Here is a 25405-nt window from a genome sequence, read left to right as displayed (position 1 = left end):
CGGAGCGCCGGGCCCCGTGTGCGGGGGCCCGGCGCTCCGGTTCGTTGGGGCCGCGCGAGGCGGTGGAAGTCGGGGTCAGTACGGCAGGAGGCGTCCCGAGGGCGTCCTGAGGTCGGGCGGGCTCGGTTGACGTGGGGGCTTCGGGCGTTTGACGAGCTGCTGCCGTGCCATGGTGATCATCTCCCCCGTCGGGCCGGGTTTAACCCGTTCGATCGAGCCGATGTCGCGCTCACCGTGTTCGACGTACCCGCCGAACGCGAGGTTCGATGAGCTTATGGGACGCCCTCTGCGCGTTCGACCGATTTTGCGGAAGCCGGGTGTGCTTTGTGTCGCCGGACGATCACCCGGAGTCGGATCGGGCCGGGCTCAGGAGACGATGTCGCGGGCGCGGAATCGGCGGAACGCCAGGGCCAGCAGGACGACGGCGTAGGAGACCGAGACCGCCGTGCCCTTGATCATCCCGGACCACTGGATCTGCGGCTGGAGGGCGTCCGTCCACGCGTACATCCAGTGCGTGGGCAGGAAGTCGCGCCAGCCGCCGAGCGCGGTCACCGCGTCCAGGATGTTGCTGACGATCACCAGGCCGACCGCGCCGCCCACCGCGCCCAGCGGGGAGTCGGTCAGGACCGACAGCAGGAACGCCAGAGCCGCCACCACCAGCTCGCTGACCAGCGCGTACGCCACGACGACGGCCATCCGGCCGAGGGCGGTGCCGACCGGCACGGTCCCGCCCGTCGGCAGCCGAACGTCGTGCCAGCCGAACGCGACGGCCCCTGCGACCAGCGACATCAGCGGCAGGCTGACGACGGCGACGACCGCGTACGCGAAGGCCACGACGAGCTTCTGCCGCAGCAGCCTCGCGCGGGGCACGGGCGCGGCGAGCAGGTAGCGCAGCGACGACCATCCCGCCTCGCTCGCGACCGTGTCGCCGCAGAACAGCGCCACCGCGACGACCAGCAGGAAGCCCGCCGACACGAACAGCGTGAAGAGCGCGAAGTTCACCGCGCCGGCGGTCGCGACGTCCACCAGGCCGGGCGCGCCCTGCCGCGACGACGGCTCGCCGCCGATCTCGAACGCGGCGACCAGCAGCCACGGCAGGACGAGCAGGATCGCGAACGCCAGCAGCGTCCGGCGGCGCCGGAACTGCCGGACAGCCTCCACGCGCAGCGGCAGCGTCCGCCCGACCGCGTACCCGGCGGACGACCCGTCCGGGTTCGGGCCGTCCGCCGGCGGGGGCGGGACGGCCCGGCGGGGCGCGGACGGCGCGCCGCCGTCGAGACGGGCGGATCCGGTCATGATCCCTCTCCGATGATCTCCAGGAACGCGTCCTCCAGCCGGCGTCCGGTGCCGGTGATCTCGCTGACCGGTCCGGCCGCGACGCGCCGTCCGCCGGCCATGACCACCGCGTGCGTGCAGCTCTGCTCGACCTCGGCGAGCAGGTGGCTGGACACGATCACGGTCCGGCCGGACGCCGCGTACCGGACCAGGACCTCGCGCATCTCCCGGATCTGCGGCGGGTCCAGGCCGTTGGTCGGCTCGTCCAGCACGAGCAGGTCGGGCAGTCCGAGCATGGCCTGCGCGATGGCCAGCCGCTGCCGCATGCCCTGCGAGTAGGTGCGGACGGCGCGGTCGAGCGCGGCGCCGAGGTCCGCGATCTCCAGCGCCTCCGCCAGGTGCGCGGCCCCGGCCGGACGGCCCGTCGCCCGCCAGTAGAGGTCGAGGTTGTCGCGTCCGGACAGGTGCGGCAGGAACCCCGGCCCTTCGACGAACGACCCGAGCCGCGACAGCACCGGCGCCCCGGAACCGACCCGGTGGCCGAAGATCCGTATCTCGCCCTCGTCCGGATGGATCAGGCCCATGAGCATGCGCAGTGTCGTCGTCTTTCCCGCGCCGTTCGGGCCCAGCAGGCCGAGCACCTGGCCCCGCTCGACGCGGAACGACAGCTCGGAGACGGCGCGGTACCCGTTCGCGTAAGCCTTGGTCAGACCGCTGATCTGCAGCGGGACGTCGGCCAGCGCGGGATCGAACGCCTCGCTCGTGCTCGGGCGCTCCCTCGTGCTCGGGCGGCTGAGGCCGCGCGCCTCGGTCCGTGCGCCGCCGTTGTGGGCCGCGCGCGCCGCCTCGCTGGTGGCTTCGGGCTGTGCGCTGGCGGTACCGGGCTGTGCGCCGGCTGCCGTGTCGCGTCCGTTGCTCCGCGAGGCGGGCTCGCTGGTCTCGCTGGGCGGCTTGCCGCCTTCTGCGGCGGAGAGGGTGGGATGTGCGTTCGTCTCTGCGCGGTTTTCTTCTGTGCGTGCGGCGTCTTCGGGTTCTTCTGCGGTGGCGTTCTTGGAATGTCCATTGACGCCGGGCAGGACGGTCGCAGCGGCGGGTTCGCGGGTATCGGCCGGGCGGTTGGCCTGCGGGGTGACGTTCGGGGCCTCGGGGCCGAGCGGGGATGGCGCGGACGTTCTGCGGCGGCCGGTGAGCAGGATCCCGGCGGCGAGCGCGGCGGCGCCGGCGGGCAGTGCCCAGACCCAGGCGGGAAGCGGAGCGGCCGGAGTGCGCAGCGACGGGACGGAGGGCACGGTGAGGCCCGACGTGGCCGCGACCGTGAACGAGGCGGGCCGGGGCGGCGTCGCGAAGCCCATGTCGGTCGTCGCGACCACGATCCGGATGCGGTGCCCCGCCTCGAAGCGGTAGTCCATCGCGGGCAGCGTCACCTGCACGTCGTCCGTCGAGGACACGTGGAACGGCGCGGCGAGCCGCCGGGCAGGGGTCGCGTTCCCGTCCGGGGCCACGTCGTAGATCTTGGCGAACAGCGACGCGCCGTCCCGAGGCAGCCCCACACCCTTCCCATCCTGAGGCGAGTTGGTGCCCGCGCCCTTCTGTGGCGGGCTGGTGTTAGTGCCGTTTTGCGGCGGGCTGGTGCTCGCGTCGCCCTGTGGCGGGCTGGTGTTAGTGCCGTTCTGTGGCGGGCTGGCGTTCGCCTCGTCCTGTGGCGGGCTGGGGTTCGTGCCGTTCTGGGGAGGACTCGTGGGCTTGCCGTCCTGCGGGCCGGTGCCCTCGCCAGCCTGCGGGACCTTCGGGGGCGTGCCGTCCTGCGGCGGGCTGGTGGTCTGGCGGTCCTGTTGCCGGCCGGTGACCTTGAGGCGCACGGACGCCGCTCCGGTGAGCCGGAACGGCTCGGTGAGCGCGGACGTGTCGAAGACGGCCGACTGCCCCGGGATGTCGAGGGCGAAGCCGCCCGCGCCGCCCATGGCCTGACCGCCGAGCGAGCCCAGCGCGTCCAGGCCGCCGAGGCCGGGCAGCGCGGAGACCGCCGCCGGGGTCCCGCCCGCCGGGTTGTGGACGGGCTGCGCGGCGCCGTGCAACGGCAGAACGCGCGGGTTCGCCGAAAGCCCCGGATACGTCCCCGTGGACGCGGCGGTCACGACCACGCGTTGGCTGGACGAGTCGACGCCTCCCGTGCGGGTCACGGTGAAGCCGTCGGCCGGCGTCCCCTTGCTCGGCGCGGACGTCCCGACACGACCGACGCCCGGGACCGTCACACCACCGCCGGTAGCTCCCGCTGCGCCACCGCTGTTCGGCACCGTCGCGCCACCGCTCGAGGCCGTCGCGCCACCGGTCGGGGCCGTCGCGCCGCCGCTGCTCGGGGCTGTTGTGCCGCCGTTGTTTCCGGCGTCGCCCGTCGAGGCTTCGCCGCCGTTCTTCAGATAGGTGTCGAACCAGGTGCGTACATAGCCCTCCAGTCGGCTCGTCTCGGGATCGCCGCCATCATGTCCCCCCTGATACCAAACGGTTCGCACGGGCGAATCGTTGTGGGCGATCGCCCGCGCGTTCGCATCCGCCTGGTCCAGGGGGAACAACGAGTCGGATTGTCCCTGGATGAGCAGTGAGGGCACCCGGATTCGGTCCGCCACGGATGCGGGACTCGACGCGGCCAGAATCCGCACCGCCTCCGGCGTCGGACGCCCGGACTCGGCGACCCGCTGGTACATCGCGCACAGCTCCGGCAGGAACCGGCCGCAGGCCGTCCCGCCCGCGCCGCTGGTGAAGAAGAGCCCGGCCCACAGCTTCTTGAACACGCCCGTCCCCGGCCCCTGGCCGTCCGCGTTGGGGAAGAAGACGTCCGGCAGGCTGTTCCACGTGATGCGCGGGGCGATCGCGTCCACGCGGCGGTCGTGTCCGGCGGTCATCAGCGCGATCGCGCCGCCGTAGGACTCGCCGGTCATCCCCACGCGCGGGTCGCCGGGCCCGTCCAGCCGCACCTCGGGACGGCGCGCCAGCCAGTCGATCAGCTGCCGGACGTCCTTGACCTCATAGTCGGGGGAGTCCAGCGCGATCTGCCCTGTGGAGCGCCCGAAGCCGCGCGCCGACCAGGTCAGGACGGCGTACCCGTCCCGCGCCAGCCGCCGCGCCTCGGCGCGCATGTCGTCCTTGGTCCCGCCGAACCCGTGCCCGAGCAGCACCGCCGGGACGCGTCCGCTTCCGGCGGGTCGGTAGAACGCCGTGTCCAGCCGGACGTGCTGGTCGTCGCGCGGGCCGTCCACCACGGAGATCCACTGCTCGGACGACCGGACGGCCGGTCCGTCCGACACGCCGATCCCGTACGCCAGCCCGCCCGCGGCGACCAGAGCCGCGACGCCTCCGACGGCCGTCCAGCGCCGTCCGGGGCCTCCGAAGGCCCTCCAGCGACGCATAATTCCCCCGCCCACCCGCATATCCGGCAGACTACGGGGCCGCTCACCCCGGTCGCTCAGCCGCTGGTCCCCAGCGCTCCTGCGCCCCGAGATGTACCGTCCGCCACCCCGTCCTCCTCAGGCAGGATCCGCCTCCGGCCAACTGGTCGCCTCACGCGGAGGCGCGGCGAGCGCTCGGACGAGACGAGCCGAGACGGCGACGGCGTCCACCGGGCAGAACCCGCAGCTCAACGGTGGATTCAGCGGCAAGCGGTGCGTTGCGACCGTCCTGACGCCGCTCAGAGGTCGTCCGTCGACGGATGAGCAACGGCAGCGGTCACACCGAGCGGGCCGCCCGGCGGCGACAACGGTTCAGCGGAGGGCGGCGGTGAACATCGCGGTCAGGCGTTCGGTGAGCTCGGCGCGGTCGGCGGAGCGCAGGTCGTCGATGTCGAGCATTCGCCGCACCGGGCCGCCGCCCATGATGATCATCGCGGCGAGCGTCGCGCGGGTGCGCCGGCCGGGGCCGGTGAGCTTGGCGACCAGGGGCTCCACCAGCACCTCGTCCATGTGTCCCCGCAGGATCTCCTGGACCTCGGGGTTGCCGACCGAGCGGTCCAGCATCCGGACGAGCGGGCTCGGCGGCACCCTGTGGGTCTGCCGGGCGACGTGCTCGGCCAGGCGCCGGGGGAGGAGCGCGGCGTCCGGCGTGCCGACGATCACCTCGCGCAGCGCGGACTCGCCCGCGAGGACGTGCCCGAACAGCGCCGCCTTCGAGCCGAAGTAGCGGTTGACCAGCGCGACGTTCGCTCCCGCCGCCGCTGCGATCATCCGGACGGTCACTCCGTCGTAGCCGTGCTCCCCGAACAGGTCGCGCGCCGCGTCCAGCAGCCGCCGCTCGGTCGCCTCGCGGTTCCGCCGCCGGCCGCCGTGTGCGGCGCAGTCGTCGTCCGGCTGCGGACGGCCCGCACCGGCGTCTGCACCGGGGTCCGCACCAGGGACTGCACCGGAGGCCGCGCCCGGGTCCATGCCGGGGTCCGCAGCCGAGGCCGCGCCTGGATCAGCACCGAAGGCCGCGCCGGGGACCGAACCGGGGTCCGCGCCAGGGGCCGCGGCGGACGCGCCGGGGTCCGTACCGGGGGCCGCGCCGGGGTTCGTGGCGGACGCCGTGCCGGAGTCAGCACCGGAGGCCGCCACGGAGCCCGTAGCGGAGGCCGCGCCTGGGTCCGCACCGGGATTCGCGCCCGTGTCCGTGCCGGAGCCCGTAGGGGAGGCCGCGTCCGGGGCGGCGCTGGAGGCCGTGGCGGGGGCGGCGCCCGGGCCGGGGGCCTGGGCGGCGTAGAGGGCTCGCGCCCCCGTCGCCGCCCGGTCGGGGCGGGCGCCGGTGAGGTCGCTGGTGAGGTCGGTCATCGCTCCGGCTCCAACGTGATCCTGGTCGCTTCCAGTATCCCCGCGTTGCAAGTAAACGGACGTCTACATAGCATATATGCAAAACACACGTAATTGATGGGATGGGAGACAGAGTGGCTCAAGCGGGCGTGCTGCCGCAGAGTCCGGGTGCCGCGGCGGCCGGACGCGGGCCGGCGCCGGTGCGCTACACGCACCGGCAGATCCTGGAGATCCTCTCCGGGCTGATGATCGCGATGCTCACCACGATGATCTCCACATCGGTGGTCGGCACCGCGCTGCCCACGATCGTGGGGGACCTCGGCGGGCAGGACCAGCTGTCCTGGGTGGCGAGCGCGTCCCTGCTGACGATGACCGCCTCCACGCCGCTGTGGGGCAAGCTGTCGGACATCCTCGGCCGCAAGCTGATGTTCCAGTCGGCGCTGGTGATCTTCGTGCTGGCCTCGGTCGGCGCGGGACTGTCGCAGAACATCGGCCAGCTCATCGGCGCCCGCGCGTTCCAGGGGCTCGGCGTCGGAGGCGTGTCCGCGCTGGCGCAGGTCATCCTCGGCGACGTCGTCCCGCCGCGCGAGCGGGGCCGCTACTCCGGCTACATGGGCGCCGTGTTCGGCGTCGCGACCGTCGCCGGGCCGATGCTCGGCGGCTTCATCGTGGACGCCGACGCGCTCGGCTGGCGCTGGTGCTTCTACGTCTGCGTGCCGCTCGCGATCATCTCGCTCGCGGTCATGCAGAAGGTGCTGAAGCTCCCGAAGATCAAGCGGGACACCCGCATCGACGTCTTCGGCGCCTTCACGATCACCGGCGCGGCGACCGTCGTCATGCTGATCCTCACCATGGGCGGCAAGGAGTTCGACTGGAACTCCACGTGGACCTACGTCCTCGCCGCCATCGCGTTCGTCCTGCTCGTCGGCGCGGTGTTCGCCGAGCGCGCGGCGCGCGAGCCGATCCTGCCGCCGCGGCTGTTCCGCAACCCGACCTTCGTGCTCTGCTCGATCGCCTCCCTGGCCGTCGGTGTCGCGATGTTCGGCGCGATGATCTACCTGCCGCAGTACCTGCAGATCGTCAAGGGCATGTCGCCCACCAAGTCCGGGCTGATGACGCTGCCGATGGTGGCCGCGATGTTCGTCACCTCGACCGGATCCGGCCAGGTCGTCACCCGCCTCGGCCGCTACAAGTGGTTCCCCGTCGTCGGCCTCGCGCTGGTCGCCGGCTCGATGTACCTGCTGTCGCAGCTCCACGTCGACTCCAGCAAGCTGGTCATCGGCGCGGACATCGCGGTGCTCGGGGCGGGCCTCGGCCTCACGCTGCAGATCATGATCCTGGCCGCGCAGAACGCCGCCGCGATCACCGACCTCGCCGCCACCACGTCCGGCGTCTCGTTCTTCCGGAACCTCGGCGGCGCGATCGGCACGGCGGCGTTCGGCGCGATCCTCAACAACCGGCTCACGCACCACCTCACCGAGGGACTGGCCGCCGCGCACGTCCGTCCGCCCGCGAGCGGCGGCGCGCTCGGCACCCCGGAGGCCGTCCAGCACCTGCCGCAGCCGTTCAAGGGCATCGTCCTGGAGGCGTTCACCCAGTCGCTGCAGACGGTGTTCATGGTGGGCGTCCCGGTCGCGCTGGTCGGGTTCGTCGTGGTGCTCTTCCTGAAGGAACTGCCGCTGCGCAGCGCCGTCGGCCGTGTGGAGCAGCCCGAGGGCGGACCCGCCGCGGCCGCCGGTCCGGCCGCCGCCGCGGTCGCGTCCGCCTCCGCCGGACGGCACGCCCGAACCGACCGCGAACTCGCCGGTGTCGGGGCGCCCACGAGCGGTGCGGCCGTCGCCGGTAGCCCGTCGCCGAACGGGACCGCAGGCATGGGCGGCGTGACCGAGCCGGCCGCGACGCAGGCGCAGGCCTTCCCCGCCTCCGGGGCGGTCTCCGCGGAGCCCGAGGCGTTCCGTGCGCCGGGCTCCGGTGGCGGCGCGACGATCAGCGGTGTCGTCCGGGGCGGCGGCGGGCTGCCCGTCGCGTCCGCCGCGGTGACCCTCATCGACGTGGCCGGACGCCAGCTCGGCCGTGCCGTCACGCAGCCGGACGGCGCGTACGCGCTCGTCACCCCCGGTCCCGGCACGTACGTGCTGATCGCCGCGACCGGCGGGCACGAGCCGCGCGCGGCGACGCTGGCCGTGGGCGACGGTCCGGTCGACTTCGACCTCGTCCTGGCGGGCAACGCCGGGCTGGTGGGGACCGTGTCCGACGCGGACGGCACACCGATCGACGGCGCGACCGTGGTCGTCACGGACGTCCGCGGCGAGGTCGTGGGCAGCGCGCGGACCGACGCGTCCGGCGAGTACACGTTCCAGGACGTCGTGTCCGGCACCTTCACGATCGCGGTCAGCGCCGCCGGGCACCGTCCCGCCGCGCTCCAGGTCGAGGTGACCGGAAACGGCCAGACCCGGCAGGACGTGCGGCTCCCCGCGGGCGTGCACGTGCGCGGTGTCGTCCGCGACGACGCCGGACAGCCGGTCGGCCGGGCCCGCGTCACGCTCGTGGACGCGGCGGGCGACGTCGTCGGCCTTACGACGACCGGCCCGGACGGCGAGTACGCCTTCACCGACCTGACCGGTGGCCAGTACACGGTGATCGCGTCCGGCTTCCCGCCGGTCGCGACCGGGCTCAACCTGTCGGGCGGCAGCCTGGAGGACCACGACCTCCGGCTGGGCTTCCCGGACGAGTGACGCCCCCTGGGGCCGTCGTGCGGGACGGCCCCAGGGCTTCACCGCCACAGGGAAGAACCCCCGGGACTCTCCGGGGACACGGGGAACCACGATTTCGGAATGCGGGCGTTGTGACATGGAAGTGAGCCGGGGGCTGCGCGCGGCGGTGCGGACACGGGACGGCTGGGCCGTCCCGCACGCCGCCGTGACCATCACCGACCCGACGGGGACGCAGGTCGCGCGGGTGCAGGCGGGCGAGAACGGCGACCTCGCCGCGCCCGCCCCGCCGCCCGGCGCGTACACGGCGATCGTGACCGCCGTCGGCTACGCACCGGCCGCGTCAACGCTGATCGTGACCGCGTCCGGACGAGCCGACCTCGGCACGGTCGTCCTCGCCCGGGCGGGCGGTGTCGAGCTGCCGCCCCCGGGCCCCTGGACGATCGACCCGGCGCACTCGTCGGTCGCCGCGCTCGCCCAGCACCTGGGCCTGTCCAGCGTGCGCGGCCGGTTCACATCCTTCGAGGGACGGATCGACATCGCGGAACCGGTCGAGGCGTCCCGGGTCGTCGCCCGGATCGACGCCGCGTCCATCGACACCGGAACCCGGGCCCGCGACGAGCACCTGCGCTCGGCGGACTTCCTCAACGTGGCCGAACATCCCGTCATCGAGTACCGCGGGGAGGGCCTGACCCCGCGCGGCGACGACCGCTGGACCGTCCACGGCCACCTCACCCTCAACGGCCACACCCGTCCGGTCGACCTGGACCTGACGTACCTCGGCACGGGGCCCGACCCGTGGGGCGGCGTCCGCGCCGCCTTCCGCGCCACGACCCGGCTCCGCCGCCTCGACTTCGGCATCCGGTTCAACCAGATCCTGGAGGCGGGCATCGCGGCCGTGGGGGACAGCCTCAAGATCGAACTGGAGATCCAGGCAGCTCAGGGCACCTCTCTGCCCGGCTGACCCCGAAGTTGTCCACAGGTTGTGGACGGGCTTGTGACGCGGACCGGCGACGACGACGATGGAAACGGAGTCGACGGTCCGCATGAGCGGGCGGAGGGGAGCCTTCGATGAGGTCTCGTCAGAGCGGGACGAGTGTTCTCGGGAGCCCGGGAAAGAGCCTGGGCGTTCTTGAGAGCGAAAGTGGGAGCGCCCAGAGGAGCCCGGTTGTTCTCGGGAGTGGGAGCCCCAGGAGGAGTCCGGGGGGTCTCGGGAGCGGGGGTGCCGGGCGGAGTCCGGGTCAGCGGCCCTTGAGGTCGTGGACCAGGCGGTCGGCGGAGGCGCGGTCCGGCGTCCCGGTGATGACGACCTTGCCGTCGGTGATGGCCATCTCCACGCGCGGCGCGGTGATCAGCCGATTACCGGTGACGAAGGCGACGTCCCGTCCGAGCGTCGCCCGGGTGAGCTGGGCGAACGCCTTGCGGTCGGAGGGGCGGAGGGTGACGGCGACGTCGTAGGCGCCCCCGGTGCGACCCCGCTGGACCCGCAGGTCGGTCACCTTCCGGATCGACATGCCCTGGGTGAGCTGGTAGCAGACCAGGCCCGTGGTCGTCTGCCCGGTGACGCCCTGCGTGCCCGCCGGGCACTGGCCGGGGCTCGTCTGGGAGACCGGGAAGATCTGCAGCGGGGAGGCCAGCGCGATCGGACGCTCCTTCATGGACCCGGCGATCAGGGCGCCCGTCACGGCCACGGCCGCGATCAGGATGCCCAGCGTCAGCACCAGGGTGACGAGGGCGGCCCGGTGTTCGCGCGCGCCCTGGTCCCTGCCGTCCGGCCGGGCCCGTCCGCCGCGCAGTTCGGCACGGCTCCGCTTGACCTCGGCCGCTTCGCGCTGCCGCGCCCTGGAGCGCGCCCGTCGCCTGGCGTCGGGGCTCTCCGGGTCGTCGTCGGCGCCTCGCGGCATGGTGAGAGTGGTGGACGCCGTCCCTCCGGCCCCCACCGTGCCCTGGGACGCCGTCGGTCCGGCCGCTGCCCCCTTGCCGCCTCGCGCCCTCTTCCCGCGTGCCTGCCCGGCCCCTGGGGCGGTCGCCTCGCCCGACGCATGGGTGCTGCCAGGTCGGGGTGCCGCGTCCGTTGCGGAGGAGTCGCCAAGCGTCGGAGAACCGCCGCGTGGCTGGGCGGAGCCCGCGGTCGCCGTCCCGGCGGAGGCCGCCCTCTTCCGGAAGCGACCGGTCTTGCCGGCGGCCGTCTTGCCGCCGGTCGGAGTCGCGTCCGAGCCCGCCGACGCCGCACCAGAACCCGCCGACTCGGCGGGAAGGGGTGCGGTTTCGCCGTCGCCGGACGCTCCAGCGCGGGAAGAGCCGGACGCTCCAGCGCGGGAAGAGCCGGACGCTCCAGCGCGGGAAGAGCCGGACGCTCCAGCGCGGGAAGAGCCGGACGCTCCAGCGCGGGAGGAAGCACCGGATGCTCCCGCGCTGGGGGAGGCGACACGCTCGGCGGCGTCCGCGGGCTTCCGTGGTGACGTGACGCGCTCGGCCTCGTCCGCGGACATCCCCGGTGAGGGGACGCGAGACAACGGCGCTGTGAGCTCGGTCGTCGCGGCCTGGCCGGTGCCTGCGTCGTCGGATGTGCCGGGGCGAGGGACCGGAGAGGTCCCGGCCTGCTGCGTGGCGGTCGCGGCCTGAAGACGTTCGAGCCGCTTCCGCTCGCGCCGCCCGAGCTTCCGAGGAGGCCCGGCGGACTCGAACGCGGGCAGGGTGGCAGAGGAGGGCCCCTCCGAGGAAGCCGTGCCCGAGGAAGCCGTGCCCGTGGGGGCCGGGTTCGTGGAGGCCGTGCCCGCAGGGGCCGGGTTCGTGGAGGCCGTGCCCGTGGGGGTCGGGTTCGTGGAGGCCGCGTCGGAGGGGGCCCCGTTCGAGGACGCCTTGTGAGAGGCGGTCGCGTCCGTCGAAGCCGTGTCCGTGGAGGCCGCGTCGGACGAGGCCGCGTTCGTGGAGGGCACTCCCGAGGAAGCCGCCTCCGAGAAGGCCGGGTTCGTGGGGAGCGCGCTCGTGGGGGCAGCGTCGGAGGAGGTCACGTTCGTGGAGGCCGTGCTAGAGGCGGTCGCGTTCGTGGAGGCCGCGTTCGTGGAGGTCGCTTCGGGGGAGGCCGTGTCCGTGAAGGCCCGCTCCACAGGGGGCTGGCCCGTGGGGGCCGTGTTCGTGGGGGCCTGGTCGGTGAGGGCCTGGGCCGTGGAGGCCCGATCTGGGGCGGTCGCTTCGGAGGCGGTCGCGCCCCAGGAGGTCGTATCCGAGGAGGCCGCGTGAGGGGAGATCGCGGCCGTGGGGTCGGTACCTGGGGAGGACGCGTCCGAGGCGGTCGCGGCCGTGGAAGCGGTGTCTGGGGAGAGCGTGGGGGAGGTGTCGTCGTGTGAGGTGGACGAAGGGCTCTGTGGCGGTGTCACGCCGGAGGCGTTCTTCGACGCTGACGCGGTGCGCCTCGCAGGGGCCGAGGAAGAGGGACTTCCCGACGAGGAGGCTTGGGGTGAGCTGGACGCTGAGGAGGCGTGCTCCGAGGCGGGGTCAGGGGAGGACGGCTTCGGGGCGGGCTTGGTCTCGCTGCCCTGGTCGAGGGCCTGGGGCTGCGGCTGGTCGGGCGTGGCGGGGTCGAGGGGGTCGGTGCCGCGGCGGCGGCCCTTCCCGGCGCGCTCGGGCTTGGGGTCGGCGGACTTCTCCTGACGACCCTTGCTGCGGCGCGGAACGACCCGCATCGTCACCTCCCCGACAGTTGATCTCCAAGTCTTGCAGGAAGGGGGCTGCCGACGCATCCCTTGGCGGGGCCCAGGTCGTCACCCATGGGAAAACGGCCATGAACGAGTGAGTAAAACCCGCTCGGAGGCGTGGTCGAAATTGGCCTTGATGCACAAAACCCCTCGCGTCCCGATCGCGCTCCGGGGGCTTTGGACGAGGGCTCCCCGAGCGGATGATCAGCGCGTCGCTCGCGTTGTTCGTCCATGGTCGGGGGGCGGCGTCCCCTGCTTTCAGGGGGTAGCGCCACGGGGGTGCCGGGGCTCGGTGGCGTGTGAAGGAGGCCGGGCGGGCGGGGACGGCGGGCAAGGAAGAACGCGACGGGCAGCCGGGGTGGAGGGGAGCGAGAGGTACGACGCTACGGGTAGGCGGGGTGGGGGAAGCGGAAGTGCGACGCGACGACGCGACGCGACGGGCGGGCGCGAAGGGCGCGGAGGGCGCGAAGGGCGGGGAGGGAAGTGCGGCGCGGCGGGCGGGCGGGGTTGAGGCTAGCGGGCTGGTGGTGGCGGAGGGGGTGGAGTGACGGCAAGGAGGGGCCCGCTTCCTTGGAAGTGGGCCCCTCCTTGGGGTGGCCGTTCGGCGTGGCCGGTGCGTCGGGGGGACGTCAGTCGACGCGCCAGGTGTCGCCGCTGCCGAGCAGGGCGGCGAGGTCGCCCTCGCCCTGGGTCTCGACGGCCTCGTCGAGCTGCGCGCGCATCAGTTCGTCGTAGGACGGCCGGTCCACGTTGCGGAAGATGCCGATCGGGGTGTGCTCGAAGGCCGGGGAGTCCAGGCGGGACAGGGCGAACGCCTGGGACGGGTCCGGGTTGGACGCGTCGTGCACGGCGATCTCCGACGGGTCGACGTCCGCCGTCGCCACGACCTCGAACGAGCCGGTCGGGGTGCGGCGCAGGGCCTTCTGGCCCTCGGCGCCGAACACGATCGGCTGACCGTCCTCCAGCCGGATGGTGATGTCGTCGCGGACCGACGCGTCCTTCAGGGGGTCGAACGCGCCGTCGTTGAAGATGTTGCAGTTCTGGTAGATCTCGACCAGGGCGGTGCCGCGGTGCTCGGCCGCCGCGCGCAGCACCGACTGCAGGTGCTTGCGGTCGGAGTCGATCGTCCGGGCGACGAAGGTGCCCTCCGCGCCGATCGCCAGCGAGAGCGGGTTGAACGGGGAGTCCAGCGAGCCCATCGGGGTGGACTTGGTGATCTTCCCGGTCTCGGAGGTGGGCGAGTACTGGCCCTTGGTCAGCCCGTAGATCCGGTTGTTGAACAGCAGGATCTTCAGGTTGACGTTGCGGCGCAGCGCGTGGATCAGGTGGTTGCCGCCGATCGACAGCGCGTCACCGTCACCCGTGACGACCCACACCGACAGGTCGGGGCGGGACGTGGCCAGGCCGGTGGCGATCGCCGGGGCGCGGCCGTGGATCGAGTGGAACCCGTAGGTGTTCATGTAGTACGGGAACCGGGACGAGCAGCCGATGCCGGAGACGAAGGTGATGTTCTCCTTGCGCAGCCCGAGCTCCGGCAGGAAGGACTGGACGGCCGCCAGGATCGCGTAGTCCCCGCAGCCGGGGCACCAGCGGACCTCCTGGTCGGTCTTGAAGTCCTTCATGGTCTGCTTGGCGTCGGTCTTCGGCACCAGCGACAGCGCCAGGGGCCCGCCCGCCGCGCCGCCGCCGTTGACGCCGTTGCCGTTGGTCTCACTCACTGTCGATCACATCCCGGATCACGCCCGCGAGCTCCTCGGCCTTGAACGGCAGGCCGCGGACGCGGTTGTAGCTGACGACGTCGATGAGGAACCGGCCGCGCAGCAGCATCGCGAGCTGCCCGAGGTTGATCTCCGGCACCACGACCTTGTCGTAGGAGCGGAGCACCGCCTCGGTGTTGGCCGGGAAGGGGTTGAGGTGCCGCAGGTGCGCCTGCGCGATCCTGCCGCCGCCCTTGCGGACGCGCCGGACCGCCGCCGAGATCGCGCCGTACGTCCCGCCCCAGCCGAGCACCAGGACCCGGGCCTCGCCGGACGGGTCGTCCACCTCGAGGGGCGCCACGTCGCTCGCGATGCCGTCGACCTTGGCCTGCCGCAGCCGGACCATCAGGTCGTGGTTGGCCGGGTCGTAGGAGATGTTGCCGGAGCCGTCCGCCTTCTCCAGGCCGCCGATCCGGTGCTCCAGGCCGGGCGTGCCGGGCACGGCCCACGGCCGGGCGAGCGTCTCGGGGTCGCGCTTGAAGGGCTGGAAGTCCTCCTGGTGCGGCTCCGCGAAGGCGGGCTCGATCACCGGCAGCGAGTCGACCGCCGGGATCTTCCAGGGCTCGGAGCCGTTGGCGAGGTAGCCGTCCGACAGGACGATCACCGGGGTCCGGTACTTCACCGCGATCCGGGCGGCCTCCAGGGCGGCGTCGAAGCAGTCCGACGGGGAGCGCGGCGCGACCACCGGAACGGGGGCCTCGCCGTTGCGGCCGTACATGGCCTGCATGAGGTCGGCCTGCTCGGTCTTGGTCGGCAGGCCGGTGGACGGCCCGGCCCGCTGCACGTCGATGACCAGCAGCGGCAACTCGGTCGCGACGGCGAGGCCGATCGTCTCCGACTTCAGCGCGATGCCCGGGCCGGACGTGGTGGTCACGCCGAGCGAGCCGCCGAAGGACGCGCCGAGCGCGGCGCCGACCGCGGCGATCTCGTCCTCGGCCTGGAACGTCCGGACGCCGAACCGCTTGTGCCTGGACAGCTCGTGCAGGATGTCGGAGGCCGGGGTGATCGGGTAGGAGCCGAGGAACACCGGCAGGCCGCTGCGGTCGCCGGCCGCGACCAGCCCGTAGGCGAGCGCGGTGTTGCCGGTGATGTTGCGGTACAGGCCCGGCTCGTGGTCGGCGGGCTTGATCTCGTACTGCACCGAGAACGCCTCGGTCGTCTCGCCGTACGACCAGCCCGCCTGGAAGGCCGCGATGTTGGCCTTCATGATCTCGGGCTTGCGGGCGAACTTGCGCTCCAGGAAGGCGATCGTCCCCTCGGTGGGACGGTGGTACAGCCAGGACAGCAGCCCGAGCGCGAACATGTTCTTCGCGCGCTCGGCGTCCTTCTTGGAGATGTCGAAGTCCTCGAGGGCCTTGACGGTCATCGAGGTGAGCGGCAGCGCGTGCACCCGATACTCGCTGAGCGACTCGTCCTCGACGGGGTTGGCGGCGTACCCGACCTTGGCCAGGTTCCGCTTGCTGAACTCGTCGGTGTTGACGATCAGGTCGGCGCCGCGCGGCAGGTCGCCGAGGTTGGCCTTGAGCGCCGCCGGGTTCATCGCGACGAGCACGTTGGGGGCGTCGCCGGGGGTCAGGATGTCGTGGTCGGCGAAGTGCAACTGGAAGCTGGACACGCCGGGGAGGGTTCCGGCCGGGGCGCGGATCTCGGCCGGGAAGTTCGGCAGGGTCGACAGGTCGTTGCCGAACGCCGCCGTCTCCTGGGTGAAGCGGTCACCGGTCAGCTGCATGCCGTCGCCGGAGTCCCCGGCGAAGCGGATGATGACGCGGTCGAGTTGCTGGACCTTCTTGGTCACAGAGGAAGACCTCCTCGACACGCAGCGTCCGTCCCGGCGGAGGCGCCCGGGATCGTGGCGCTACTTAGGCTTACCTTCATCGTATGTCCGGGCCGCGGTGCCTCGGTCGGCCGACCGGAGGGCCCGCAACCCCGCAATCCGGGCATATCACCGGGATTGGGCTGTCGTGTCGCTGTTCTTGCGCAATCCGGATCCGGCCCCGCCGAGCCGCCGCCGCCTTGTGGAGCCGCCGTCCTGCCCGGGCCGCCCCGCCGAGTCGCGGAGTGGACGTCCCGACGCTCGGTCGGCCGACTCGCGGTCGGCGCCCGGCCGGGGCGTCCGCTGGGCACGCCGTCCGGAGGCACCCTGGCGGCCCGCCGTCAGACGCGACCGCCGGACGGCCCGTCAGGCCCGGCCGGCAGGCCCTTCGCAGCGGCCCCGGAAGGCGGCCCCTGCGGGCCTGACCGGTACCGCTCCGCCGGGGACGGTCTGATCCGGTCCTTCAGGCACGACGGCGACACAGGCAGCTGGCCAGGCGGCAGTAGTCGACGTGGAGGCGCCGGAAGAGCGCGGCTCGTCGGGAGGTCTCCGGGGGCACGGGGTTCACGCCACGCACTATAAGCAGCGGCTTGCGCGCCGGTACGCACCACCCCTGCCCCGACTCCCGCTTGTGTTCCAGGTCACGGCACCTCTCCCAGGGCTTTCCTGACCCACCGGTGACAATCCGCAGGCGGTCAGGGAGCGGCGGTGGGGCGGTGCCGGTCGAGCTGCGTGAGCAGCTCCGAGACACGGGACGCCGACACGGCCTCGCCCAGCACCCGCGCGTGCGCCTCGTACGCGTGCGCGCCCGGGTCGTCCATCGCGGACCTCATCCACGACCGCCAGCCCGAACTCGTCACGGTGCAGCGCAGCACCAGCGAACCGTTCGACGGGACGGCGCCCGAGCCCGTGCACGAGCCGAGCGTGCGGCGGTCGGCCACGATCGTGGCGAGCAGGGTCGCCCGCGCGCCGTCCGGCGGCGACCCGGCTGGGCGGACGAGCGTCGCCGGGACGCTGACCGTGCAGCCCTCCACGTTCTGGTCGCAGTTGACGAACGACAGCTTCCCCGGCCGGAACCGCAGCGCCGAGTCGGCCGCGCCCGCCAGCGCGGCGACGCGCCCGCGCACCTCGGCGAAGGACCGGGCGGGACTGGCGACGGCGCCCGCGGTGAACACCGGCTGGTCCCCGACCGCCGCCTGCACGCGGACGAGCGCGTTCGGCGCGTCCACCCCGAAGAAGTAGTCGCCGCGCGGCGTCTTCACCCGGTACGCCCGGACACCGCCGACGGTCTCGGTGGACGGCTCGCCCGCGCCCGCGAGCCGCTTGGCGATCATGTCCGGCGCGAACACGGCCTTCACGTCCAGGCCGGGCAGGTTCGCCGGGGCCTTCGTCCAGCGGCCCGCGTAGTCGGCGGCGTGCCCGGGCTCACCGCCGTAGGTCTTCCAGAAGGACGCGGGGGCACGGAGATAGGTGTCGCCGCCCGCCGCGACGACGTCCGCGCGCTCGGGACCCGCGGTGAGCGTCCCGGACGCCGCGCCGCCGTCGAACACGGTGAGCACGAGCCGGACGGCCTTCCCGTCGCGGTGGACCGTCCCGTCGTAGCGGACCGCGGACGCCGCCAGCAGGCGCTGCCGCGCGGACGCCGCCCATGCCGCGGTCGCGCGCGCCTTCGCCTTGGGCCGCCGATTCTTGCCGGAGTCGTCGCCCGAGAGCATGAACGCGGCGGCGGCCAGTGCGACCGCGATCACCGCGGCTCCGCCGATGAGCAGCGGCGACGGCACTCCGAGCACCCGCCGCACCAGCTTCCGCGGCCCCCGCGCCGTCCCGTCGCCGAGACCACCCGGATCACCCGGACCGTTCGGCCCGCCGCGACCACCCGGACCGGCGGGACCGGTGGGACTGCGGAGACCGCCCGGACCACCCGGACCACCCGGACCACCGGGCCCGGTCGGGCCGCCGCGACCCCCCGGACCGGCGGGACCGGTGGGACTGCGGAGACCGCCCGGACCACCCGGACCACCCGGACCACCGGGCCCGGTCGGGCCGCCGCGACCCCCCGGACCGGCGGGACCGGTGGGACTGCCGAGACCACGCGCACCGCCGGGGGCGGCCGAGCCGCTCGGGCCGGTCGGTGCGCCACCGGACGCGCCCGACATTGGACCGGACGGACCGGCGGGGCCTCCGAGGTCGCCTCGTGCCGTCTCCGCGCCGTCCTCCGGAGAACTCCGCCGCCGGGGCGGACGGTTCCCGGCGGACGTTCCGAGGGGGTGGGAAGGGGGTGCGGGGGAGGTCCCCTCCTGGTTGGAACTCACAGCGCTCTTCCTGCCGACGACCGGTCAACAACAAAGAGTGCCGGACGGGGCGCGGTGGTGCAGCCCGTCCGGCACTCGTCCGCCGGTTCCGTGCCCGGCGCCATGTCCGGCACGGTGTCGTGTCGTGCCTGGTGCCGGCCCCCGGAGGGAGCCGGCACCCTGGTGTTACTCCGAGTCCGTGTTACTCCGACCCGGCGTCACTCCGAGTCCAGGTTCCGCTGCAGCGTCTGGACGTCGTTGGAGGACGCGGCGAGCGACACCGCGTACGGCGTCACCCACACCCGCTGGTAGTTCTTGCCGGTGCGCGCCCACTCGCCGCCCGAGATCGTGCACTGGACGGGCACGTCGTCGTACGAGGTGACGGTCCCGGTGCTGGTGCAGTCGCCGAAGTACTTGCCGCCGTCCTGCTTCTCGGTCAGCCGGAAGGTGACCTTCACCGTGATGGACGGCAGCGTGCCGCGCGTGCTCCAGACCTCGGCCTTCACCGTGCAGGGGTTGCCGAACGTCCTGCAGCTGACGAACTCGGCCTTGCCCTGGATGCGCGCGGTGTGGTCGGAGTCGATGGCGTCGGTCAGCTGACCCATCTGGGCCCGCATGTCGCTGATCACCGGGGCCGCCGTGCCGCCCGACAGCGCGGTGACGTCCGCGTTGACCGTCGGGTAGCTGCTCTCGTAGCGGAGCAGCTGCGGGTCGCCGTCGGCGGTGAGGTAGAAGCTCGTCCCGATCGCGGTGATCTTGATCGCCTTCTTGCCCTGCGCCACCGTCTTGGTCGTCGTGAGGCGGTACTTGCTGTACTTGCGCATCTGGTCGGCGACCGCGGTCGGCGTGAGGTTGTCCTTGAAGTCGACCGACAGCTCGGACGAGCCGAGCGCGCCCCACTGGTCGCCGTCCTTGAGCATCCCGCTGTTGACCGTCGAGGTGAACTTGCCCGACCAGTACGACTTGGGCGCCTTCACGAACAGCTTGTCGTCGGCCGACAGGAAGGTGACGTTGTTGCCGCTCCAGGTGACCGGACCGTACGCGCGACCGCCCTTGGTCACCTTGACCTCGCCGTTCAGCGAGTCGGACGTCGAGCCGATCGTGCCCTTGTAGCTGAGCACCCGCGCGGCGGCGACGGCGTCGGCGGCCTTGGCCAGCCGGTCGGCCGGCTTCTCACCGCTGTTGCTGACGACCACCACCACGACGACGACCACGATGATCGCGACGAGCAGCACCGCGCCGCCGATGATCGCGGCGATCAGCCCGCCGTTGCCGCGCGGCTTGCCGGGCGGCGGCATCCCCGGTCCGGGCGGCATGCCGGGGCCGGGCTGCATCCCCGGCGGCATGCCCTGGCCGGGCGGCGGCGGGTAGAACGGCGGCGGCGTCTCGGGGTTGCCGTATCCGGGCGCGCCGGGAGCGCCGGGCGGCCCGTAGCCGGGCGCTCCGGGGGCACCGGGCGCTCCGGGGTACCCGGGCCCGCCCGTCCCGCCGGAACCTCCGGGGCCCTCGGGCGGCGGAGGCGGCCAGGAGGGACCGGCCGGGGGGTCCCATCCGGGCGGCGGCGGCGGAGGACTACTCATCCGGTCACATCCTTCCAGGTCATATGACCTCAAATGCCTGTCCAGTGTGCAGCAAAGATCAGGGCGTGTGATCCTCTGGCCCCCAATTGGTGGGCAATTGTGAGATACGAGTTATTCGTTGGAGAGGTGGCGACGCATCCGCGCAGCGTCGCGGCGCATCCGCACAGCGTCGTGAGGCGTCCGTGCGGCGTCGCGAAGCGTCCGTGCGGCGACCTCCCGGCGCATCCGCGTAGCGACCACCTGGCGCATCCGCGTAGCGACGACCCCGCGCAGCCACGCGACGGTCTGGCGCATCCGCGCAGCGTCACGCTGTCGTCCGCCGTCCCGACGTCGATCGCGGTGGTCGTGGCGGCGCTCGCCGAGAGCGGCTGCCGCACGGCGTCCGGAGCGGCGTTCGGAACGGCCGATTCGCGTCGCGGCAGTTCGCGTCCGCCCTTCCCGAATTCGCGGAAGGCGGCACCCGAACTGTTGATCTTGAACGGGTCGCGGTGGCGCGCCGCGGTCCACTCCCGAAGGACGCCCGCGCTTGTCCGAGCGGCCGTCGCGGGCGCGTGCGCCGGGCCGCGGAAATGCGGGCAGGCGTCGGCCGCGTCGCGCGATTCCCGGGAGCCGTCCGGGAGGAGTCCGGCGTCCGTGGTGCCCACCTGCATGCGACGCGGCACACCACTTTCCGGTTCCTTCGGGAGGACGCGCGCGTAGGCGGCGAGCAGTGCGCTCACACTCATCACGCCCCCTTCGGACACCGCCGGGCCATCCGGTCACCGCTGTTGCCGTTACACACCGGAACGCGGCGGTTCCACCCACCAACGTGAGGCGAAGCGTCCGCTTTGTGAACCCGTCATCTGCGTGGGCCGGCTACGCCTCCCGGCGGAGCCCGTCGGGGATACTTGACGGGACCCGTCCCCGGAGGAGCCCGTGCAGGACTATTTCCACACCTACGGTGTCGTCGCCGCGCTGGCCGCCGTCGGCGGAGCCCTCGTCGCGGGCGGCCTGGCCGCGAACCGACTGCTGCGTCCGAGCCGTCCGACCACGGAGAAGCTCACCACCTACGAGTGCGGGGTCGACCCGGTCGGCGAGGGGTGGGCGCAGTCCTACGTCCGCTACTACGTCTTCGCCTACCTGTACGTCGTGTTCGCGGTGGACGCGGTGTTCCTCTTCCCGTGGGCGACGGTGTTCTCCGCGCCCGGCTACGGCATGACGACGCTGGGGGAGATGTTCGTCTTCCTGGCCTTCCTCGCCGTCGGGCTCGCCTACGCGGGCAAGAAGGGCGTCCTGTCGTGGGTGTGAGCGCGAAGGCCAGGACGCGGGTCCCCACGTGATTCGAGAAGCGGGGCGGGAGGCGGCTCCGGCCGACGGCCGGGACGCGCGCCGGGGGATCGGACGCGGTGTGGGCCACAATGGCGGGATGAGCGCCGTGGATCTTCCGCCGCCCACCGTCGGGCCGCTGTCCCGGCTCGCGCCGAAGCCGGTGCGGTTCGTGCTCAACTGGGGCCGCCGCTACTCGCTGTGGGTCTTCAACTTCGGGCTCGCCTGCTGCGCCATCGAGTTCATCGCGACGTCGATGAGCCGTCACGACTTCATCCGGCTCGGCGTGATCCCGTTCGCGCCCGGCCCGCGCCAGGCCGACCTGATGGTGGTGTCCGGGACGGTCAGCGACAAGATGGCCCCGGCCGTCCGCCGCCTGTACGAGCAGATGCCCGAGCCGAAGTACGTCATCTCGTTCGGCGCGTGCTCCAACTGCGGCGGCCCCTACTGGGACTCCTACTGCGTCACCAAGGGCGTCGACCAGATCATCCCGGTGGACGTGTACGTGCCGGGCTGCCCGCCGCGTCCCGAGGCGCTGCTGCAGGGCATCATCCGGCTCCAGGAGAAGATCGCCGCCGAGTCGCTCGGGGACCGCTACGACGGTGGCGGGTCCGAGCCGGTCGCGCCGCCGCCTCCGCCGCGTCCGCTTCCGGCCACGGTCCTGCGCAGGCCGGTCCAGCCCGCGCCGCCACCGCCCGAACCGCACCCCGAGCCCGAACCGCTCTCCGAATCCGAGCCCGAACCGCCCTCCGAATCCGGACCGGCGTCAGAGTCAGCACCGGACGCGTCCGCGCCCGCCGCGAACGAGCCCGGCGCGGCGACGTCCGCCGAGGTCGCGTGGCCGGAGGCCGAACCGCTCGTCCACCGGCCGCCGGACGCGGTGACGACGATGCCGCTTCCGCCGATCCCCGAGCCGATCCCCGAGCCGATCCCCGAGCCGATCCCCGAGCCGATCCCCGAGCCGATCTCCGAGCCGATCTCCGAGCCGATCCCCGAGCCGATCCCCGCGCCGGACGACCCGACCGTCCCCGCGGAGACCGTGCGGCTGCCACCCGCCGCGCTGGAGGCGAGGCGTCCGGAGCAGGCGCCGCCGTCCGCCGACCGCGGCCGCGAGAACGGGTCGGGGCGCGGCAGGGAGAACGGTTCCGGGCGGGGCCGCAGGGCCCGGCTCCAGGACCACGACCCGTCGATCATCCCCGGCCTCGCGGACGACGACGAGGGCGATGACCAGATCGGCAGGACGCGATGACGCCCGCCGAACTCGCCGAGGCGTGGACGACGCGGTTCGGTGAAGCCGCCACCACGTCCGAGAGCCACGGCGAGGTCACGGCCGACGTCCCGGCGACGTCCTGGCTGGAAGCGCTCACGTTCGCGCGCGACGACCTCGGCTGCTCGTTCTTCGACTGGCTGACCGCGGTGGACGAGCTGGAGGACGGGTTCGCGATCGTCGCCCACCTGTACTCCCTCGAGGGCGGGCACCACATGCTCGTCCGGACGCGCGTCCCGCACGAGGACCCGGTGCTCCCGACCGCGACCGGTGTGTTCCGGGGCGCGAACTGGCACGAGCGCGAGACGTTCGAGATGTTCGGGGTCGTGTTCGACGGCCACCCGAACCTCGTCCCGCTGCTCCTCCCGGACGGCTTCGAGGGCCATCCGCTGCGCAAGGACTTCATCCTCGCCGCGCGCGTCGCCAAGCCGTGGCCGGGCGCGAAGGAGCCGGGCGAGTCGGGGCACGGCGCGCCGTCCCGCCGCCGCGTCCGCCCGCCCGGCGTCCCCGACGACTGGGGGCCCTCGCATGCTTGAGGTCGTCGTCAAGCTGGCGCTGGTCGCCGCCGCGTTCGCGGTGCTGCCGCTGCTGGTGGGCCAGATCGAGCACAAGGTCATGGCGCACATGCAGGGGCGGCTCGGCCCGATGTACGCGGGGGCGTTCCACGGCTGGGCGCAGCTGGTCGCCGACGGGGTGAAGTTCGTCCAGAAGGAGGACGTCGTCCCGGCCGCCGCCGACCGCCGGATCTTCAAGCTCGCCCCCGTCGTCGCGCTCGTCCCGTACCTGCTGGTGCTGCTGGTCGTCCCGGTCGGCCCGCGCGGCCAGGTCGCGCTGGACCTCGGTCCGGGCGTGTTCTTCGCGCTCGCGGTGATGGGCGTCGGCGTGATCGGCGCGATCATGGCGGGCTGGGCGAGCGCGAACAAGTACTCGCTGCTCGGCGGGATGCGGGTCGCGGCGCAGCTCATGTCCTACGAGCTGCCGATGGTGTTCGCGGCGTCCTCGGTCGCGATGGCGGCCGGGACGCTGTCGCTGCCCGGGATCGTCGGCGAGTGGCGCTGGTACTGGCTGCCGTGGCAGGCGGTCGGCGGCGTGGTGTTCTTCGTCGCGGGCCTCGCCGAGCTGCGCCGTCCGCCGTTCGACATGCCGGTCGCCGACTCCGAGATCATCTTCGGCCCGTACACCGAGTACGGCGGGCTGCGGTTCGCGCTGTTCATCCTCGCCGAGTACGCGGGGATCGTCGTGCTGTGCGCGCTGACCACCGTGCTGTTCCTCGGCGGCTGGAAGGGCCCGTTCCTGGACGCCGAACTCGGCTGGCTGTGGACGCTCGCCAAGGTCCTCGTCCTCGCGTTCCTGGTGATCTGGCTGCGGGTCAGCTACCCGCGCCTGCGCGAGGACCAGCTGCAGAGGCTCGCGTGGGTGTGGCTCGTCCCGCTGTCCCTGGCGCAGCTCGCGCTGACCGGCGTCCTGAAGGTCGCCGTCGGCTGACGCGTCCCTGAGGTCGGCTCACAGGCGTCCTGAGGCCGTCGCGGTTGTGCGCGTGGCGGCGGGCCGGCGTCCCGAGGGGACGGCGCGTCAGTCGAGGAAGACCACGTAGTCCTTGAGCTTCGGCAGGAGCGCGGGCGGCAGGTCCACGTCCACGGCCAGCTCCTCGACCGAGACGAATCCGCCGTGTTCGGCGCGGTGCCGGACGATCCGGTCGGCCAGCGCCGGGGTGAGACCGGGCAGCGTGGTGAGGACGTCGGCCGGGGCGTGGTTCACGTCCACCAGGCCGCCGTCGTCGTAGAGGCGCGTCAGGTCGGGGCGTCCGATGTGGAGTTCGTGCGCGAGCGCCGGGTCCTCGGCGATGAGCCGCCGGGCGTCGGCGCGCAGCGTCCGCCGGTACCGGACGAGGCGGACCGCGTGCTCGTTCGCCGCGCTCGCCGGTTCGAGCAGGCCGAACACCCTCGGGCGCAGGGTGAACGCGTGGACGGACCCGCCGATCCACACCGCCGTCATCACCAGCTGGCCGAGCACGAACGTGTCCATGTCGCCCGACAGCCAGAAGTGCACCGCGAGGATGATGCCGAGCGCGTACCCCACCGCGGCGCCCCCGAGCACCGCGGACCGGACCCTCAGCGCCGCGTACATGAAGGTCAGCGGCGTGCTCCAGCCGAGCGTGAGCAGCGGGGCGACCGCCCAGCCGAGACCGGTCAGCCGGGACGGCCGGGGCGGCGGAGGGAAGGGCGGCACCGGCCCTCCGGGACGTACGGGGCCGGTGGGGTAACGCGGTTCTGGTCCGGACGACACGCCGTACCACCTCCAAGGGCATCCCTCCGGTGAGACGAACGCGGCGCCCGGCGCGTTCCCCCGCGACGCCGCGTACGCAATCATTGGGCCGTGGGACGGTTGCCAGGAGGCGGGCTTGCCAAGGGGCTCGCCGTCACGTTGCGGACGATGACCAGGCGTTCGGTCACGCGGCAGTACCCGGAGGCCGAGCCTGACCTCCCGCCGCGCAGCAGGGGTGTGATCGCGCTCTTCGAGGAGAACTGCACGGTCTGCATGCTCTGCGCGCGCGAGTGCCCGGACTGGTGCATCTACATCGACTCGCACAAGGAGACGCTGCCCGCCGAGGGCGGCGGACGGCCGCGCACCCGCAACGTCCTGGACCGGTTCGCCATCGACTTCGCGCTGTGCATGTACTGCGGCATCTGCATCGAGGTGTGCCCGTTCGACGCGCTGTTCTGGTCGCCGGAGTTCGAGTACGCCGAGTACGACATCGGCGAGCTGACCCACGAGCGCGAGCGCCTGCGCGAGTGGATGTGGACCGTCCCGCCGCCGCAGGCCCACGACGAGCACGCCGAACCGCCGAAGGAAGTCCAGGTCGCGGAGCGTGCCGCAGCCCGCGGCACGCGCGCGACGCCCGGCAGGTCCGGCACGCGCGGCGCGCCCGGCCCGCG

Annotated in this window: 20 protein-coding genes; 10 read left to right on the top strand and 10 right to left on the bottom strand. The window is 73.2% G+C overall.

Annotated features, from left to right (window positions below; all coding sequences use genetic code 11):
* Positions 1–366: 366 nt before the first annotated feature.
* From DZF91_RS03925 to DZF91_RS03905, 3 genes are all read right to left on the bottom strand, one after another.
* Positions 367–1296 (bottom strand): ABC transporter permease, encoded by a 930-nt coding sequence (locus DZF91_RS03925; RefSeq protein ID WP_117356130.1) that lies wholly within the window; start codon positions 1294–1296, stop codon positions 367–369.
* On the bottom strand, positions 1293–4679 hold the full coding sequence (locus DZF91_RS41720; protein ID WP_235834066.1) for an alpha/beta fold hydrolase: 3387 nt from the start codon (positions 4677–4679) through the stop codon (positions 1293–1295). Before DZF91_RS41720 ends, DZF91_RS03925 begins: the two co-directional genes overlap by 4 nt.
* A 351-nt stretch (positions 4680–5030) precedes the next feature.
* Complete coding sequence (locus DZF91_RS03905) at positions 5031–5687, bottom strand: TetR/AcrR family transcriptional regulator (protein WP_117356129.1); 657 nt, start codon at positions 5685–5687, stop codon at positions 5031–5033.
* Positions 5688–6181: 494 nt separating this feature from the next.
* Here DZF91_RS03905 and DZF91_RS42855 point away from each other — a divergent pair, with 494 nt between their 5' ends.
* Positions 6182–8782: an MFS transporter gene (locus tag DZF91_RS42855; protein ID WP_328589113.1), complete on the top strand. Its 2601-nt coding sequence runs from the start codon at positions 6182–6184 to the stop codon at positions 8780–8782.
* A 115-nt stretch (positions 8783–8897) separates the two neighbouring features.
* Positions 8898–9722, top strand: coding sequence for a YceI family protein (locus DZF91_RS03895; RefSeq protein ID WP_117356127.1), 825 nt, complete (start codon positions 8898–8900; stop codon positions 9720–9722).
* A 277-nt stretch (positions 9723–9999) separates the two neighbouring features.
* On the opposite strand, the gene DZF91_RS03890 is transcribed toward DZF91_RS03895, so the two are convergent.
* Positions 10000–10662: a SecDF P1 head subdomain-containing protein gene (locus DZF91_RS03890; RefSeq protein WP_117356126.1), complete on the bottom strand. Its 663-nt coding sequence runs from the start codon at positions 10660–10662 to the stop codon at positions 10000–10002.
* A gap of 823 nt (positions 10663–11485) precedes the next feature.
* Here DZF91_RS03890 and DZF91_RS39400 point away from each other — a divergent pair.
* Genes DZF91_RS39400 through DZF91_RS03880 form a run of 3 tightly spaced genes read left to right on the top strand, consistent with a single transcriptional unit; the run spans position 11486 to position 12412 of the window.
* Positions 11486–11626 carry a hypothetical protein gene (locus tag DZF91_RS39400; protein WP_158587845.1) on the top strand — a complete coding sequence of 47 codons (141 nt, stop codon included), beginning with the start codon at positions 11486–11488 and terminating at the stop codon, positions 11624–11626.
* Positions 11627–11650: 24 nt separating this feature from the next.
* Positions 11651–12001, top strand: coding sequence for a hypothetical protein (locus DZF91_RS03885; RefSeq protein WP_117356125.1), 351 nt, complete (start codon positions 11651–11653; stop codon positions 11999–12001).
* A gap of 15 nt (positions 12002–12016) precedes the next feature.
* Positions 12017–12412: a hypothetical protein gene (locus DZF91_RS03880; protein WP_117356124.1), complete on the top strand. Its 396-nt coding sequence runs from the start codon at positions 12017–12019 to the stop codon at positions 12410–12412.
* Positions 12413–13085: 673 nt separating this feature from the next.
* On the opposite strand, the gene DZF91_RS03875 is transcribed toward DZF91_RS03880, so the two are convergent.
* From DZF91_RS03875 to DZF91_RS39395, 5 genes are all read right to left on the bottom strand, one after another.
* Positions 13086–14174 carry a 2-oxoacid:ferredoxin oxidoreductase subunit beta gene (locus DZF91_RS03875; RefSeq protein ID WP_235834065.1) on the bottom strand — a complete coding sequence of 363 codons (1089 nt, stop codon included), beginning with the start codon at positions 14172–14174 and terminating at the stop codon, positions 13086–13088.
* Positions 14167–16008, bottom strand: coding sequence for a 2-oxoacid:acceptor oxidoreductase subunit alpha (locus DZF91_RS03870; protein ID WP_117356123.1), 1842 nt, complete (start codon positions 16006–16008; stop codon positions 14167–14169). Before DZF91_RS03870 ends, DZF91_RS03875 begins: the two co-directional genes overlap by 8 nt.
* Positions 16009–16721: 713 nt before the next feature.
* Positions 16722–17816: a LolA-like protein gene (locus DZF91_RS03865; protein ID WP_147340981.1), complete on the bottom strand. Its 1095-nt coding sequence runs from the start codon at positions 17814–17816 to the stop codon at positions 16722–16724.
* Between the two features lie 719 nt (positions 17817–18535).
* Positions 18536–19897: a hypothetical protein gene (locus tag DZF91_RS03860; protein ID WP_158587844.1), complete on the bottom strand. Its 1362-nt coding sequence runs from the start codon at positions 19895–19897 to the stop codon at positions 18536–18538.
* A 29-nt stretch (positions 19898–19926) separates the two neighbouring features.
* Positions 19927–20616 carry a hypothetical protein gene (locus DZF91_RS39395; RefSeq protein WP_158587843.1) on the bottom strand — a complete coding sequence of 230 codons (690 nt, stop codon included), beginning with the start codon at positions 20614–20616 and terminating at the stop codon, positions 19927–19929.
* A 196-nt stretch (positions 20617–20812) separates the two neighbouring features.
* On the opposite strand from DZF91_RS39395, the gene DZF91_RS03840 reads away from it, so the two are divergent.
* From DZF91_RS03840 to DZF91_RS03825, 4 genes are all read left to right on the top strand, one after another.
* A complete protein-coding gene (locus DZF91_RS03840) occupies positions 20813–21184 on the top strand; it encodes an NADH-quinone oxidoreductase subunit A (protein WP_117356119.1) in 372 nt (123 codons plus the stop codon).
* Positions 21185–21302: 118 nt separating this feature from the next.
* Positions 21303–22451 carry an NADH-quinone oxidoreductase subunit B gene (locus DZF91_RS43220; protein ID WP_117356118.1) on the top strand — a complete coding sequence of 383 codons (1149 nt, stop codon included), beginning with the start codon at positions 21303–21305 and terminating at the stop codon, positions 22449–22451.
* On the top strand, positions 22448–23005 hold the full coding sequence (locus DZF91_RS03830) for an NADH-quinone oxidoreductase subunit C (protein ID WP_117356117.1): 558 nt from the start codon (positions 22448–22450) through the stop codon (positions 23003–23005). Before DZF91_RS43220 ends, DZF91_RS03830 begins: the two co-directional genes overlap by 4 nt.
* Positions 22998–23954 carry a complex I subunit 1/NuoH family protein gene (locus tag DZF91_RS03825; RefSeq protein ID WP_117356116.1) on the top strand — a complete coding sequence of 319 codons (957 nt, stop codon included), beginning with the start codon at positions 22998–23000 and terminating at the stop codon, positions 23952–23954. The genes DZF91_RS03830 and DZF91_RS03825 overlap by 8 nt, the downstream gene beginning before the upstream one ends.
* Before the next feature lie 87 nt (positions 23955–24041).
* Here the strand turns inward: DZF91_RS03825 and DZF91_RS03820 are convergent, their stop codons facing one another.
* Positions 24042–24698, bottom strand: a complete 657-nt coding sequence (locus DZF91_RS03820; protein ID WP_158587842.1) for a ComEA family DNA-binding protein — start codon at positions 24696–24698, stop codon at positions 24042–24044.
* 204 nt (positions 24699–24902) lie between these two features.
* Between DZF91_RS03820 and DZF91_RS03815 the strand changes: the two genes are divergently transcribed.
* A partial coding sequence (locus DZF91_RS03815) for a 4Fe-4S binding protein (RefSeq protein WP_235834064.1) occupies positions 24903–25405 on the top strand: 503 nt, incomplete at its 3' end.

The organism is Actinomadura logoneensis, from assembly GCF_003428695.1.
Taxonomy (GTDB): Bacteria; Actinomycetota; Actinomycetes; order Streptosporangiales; family Streptosporangiaceae; genus Spirillospora; species Spirillospora logoneensis.
Note: the sequence above shows the minus strand (reverse complement) of the source record. Positions and strands in the feature narration are given on the sequence as shown.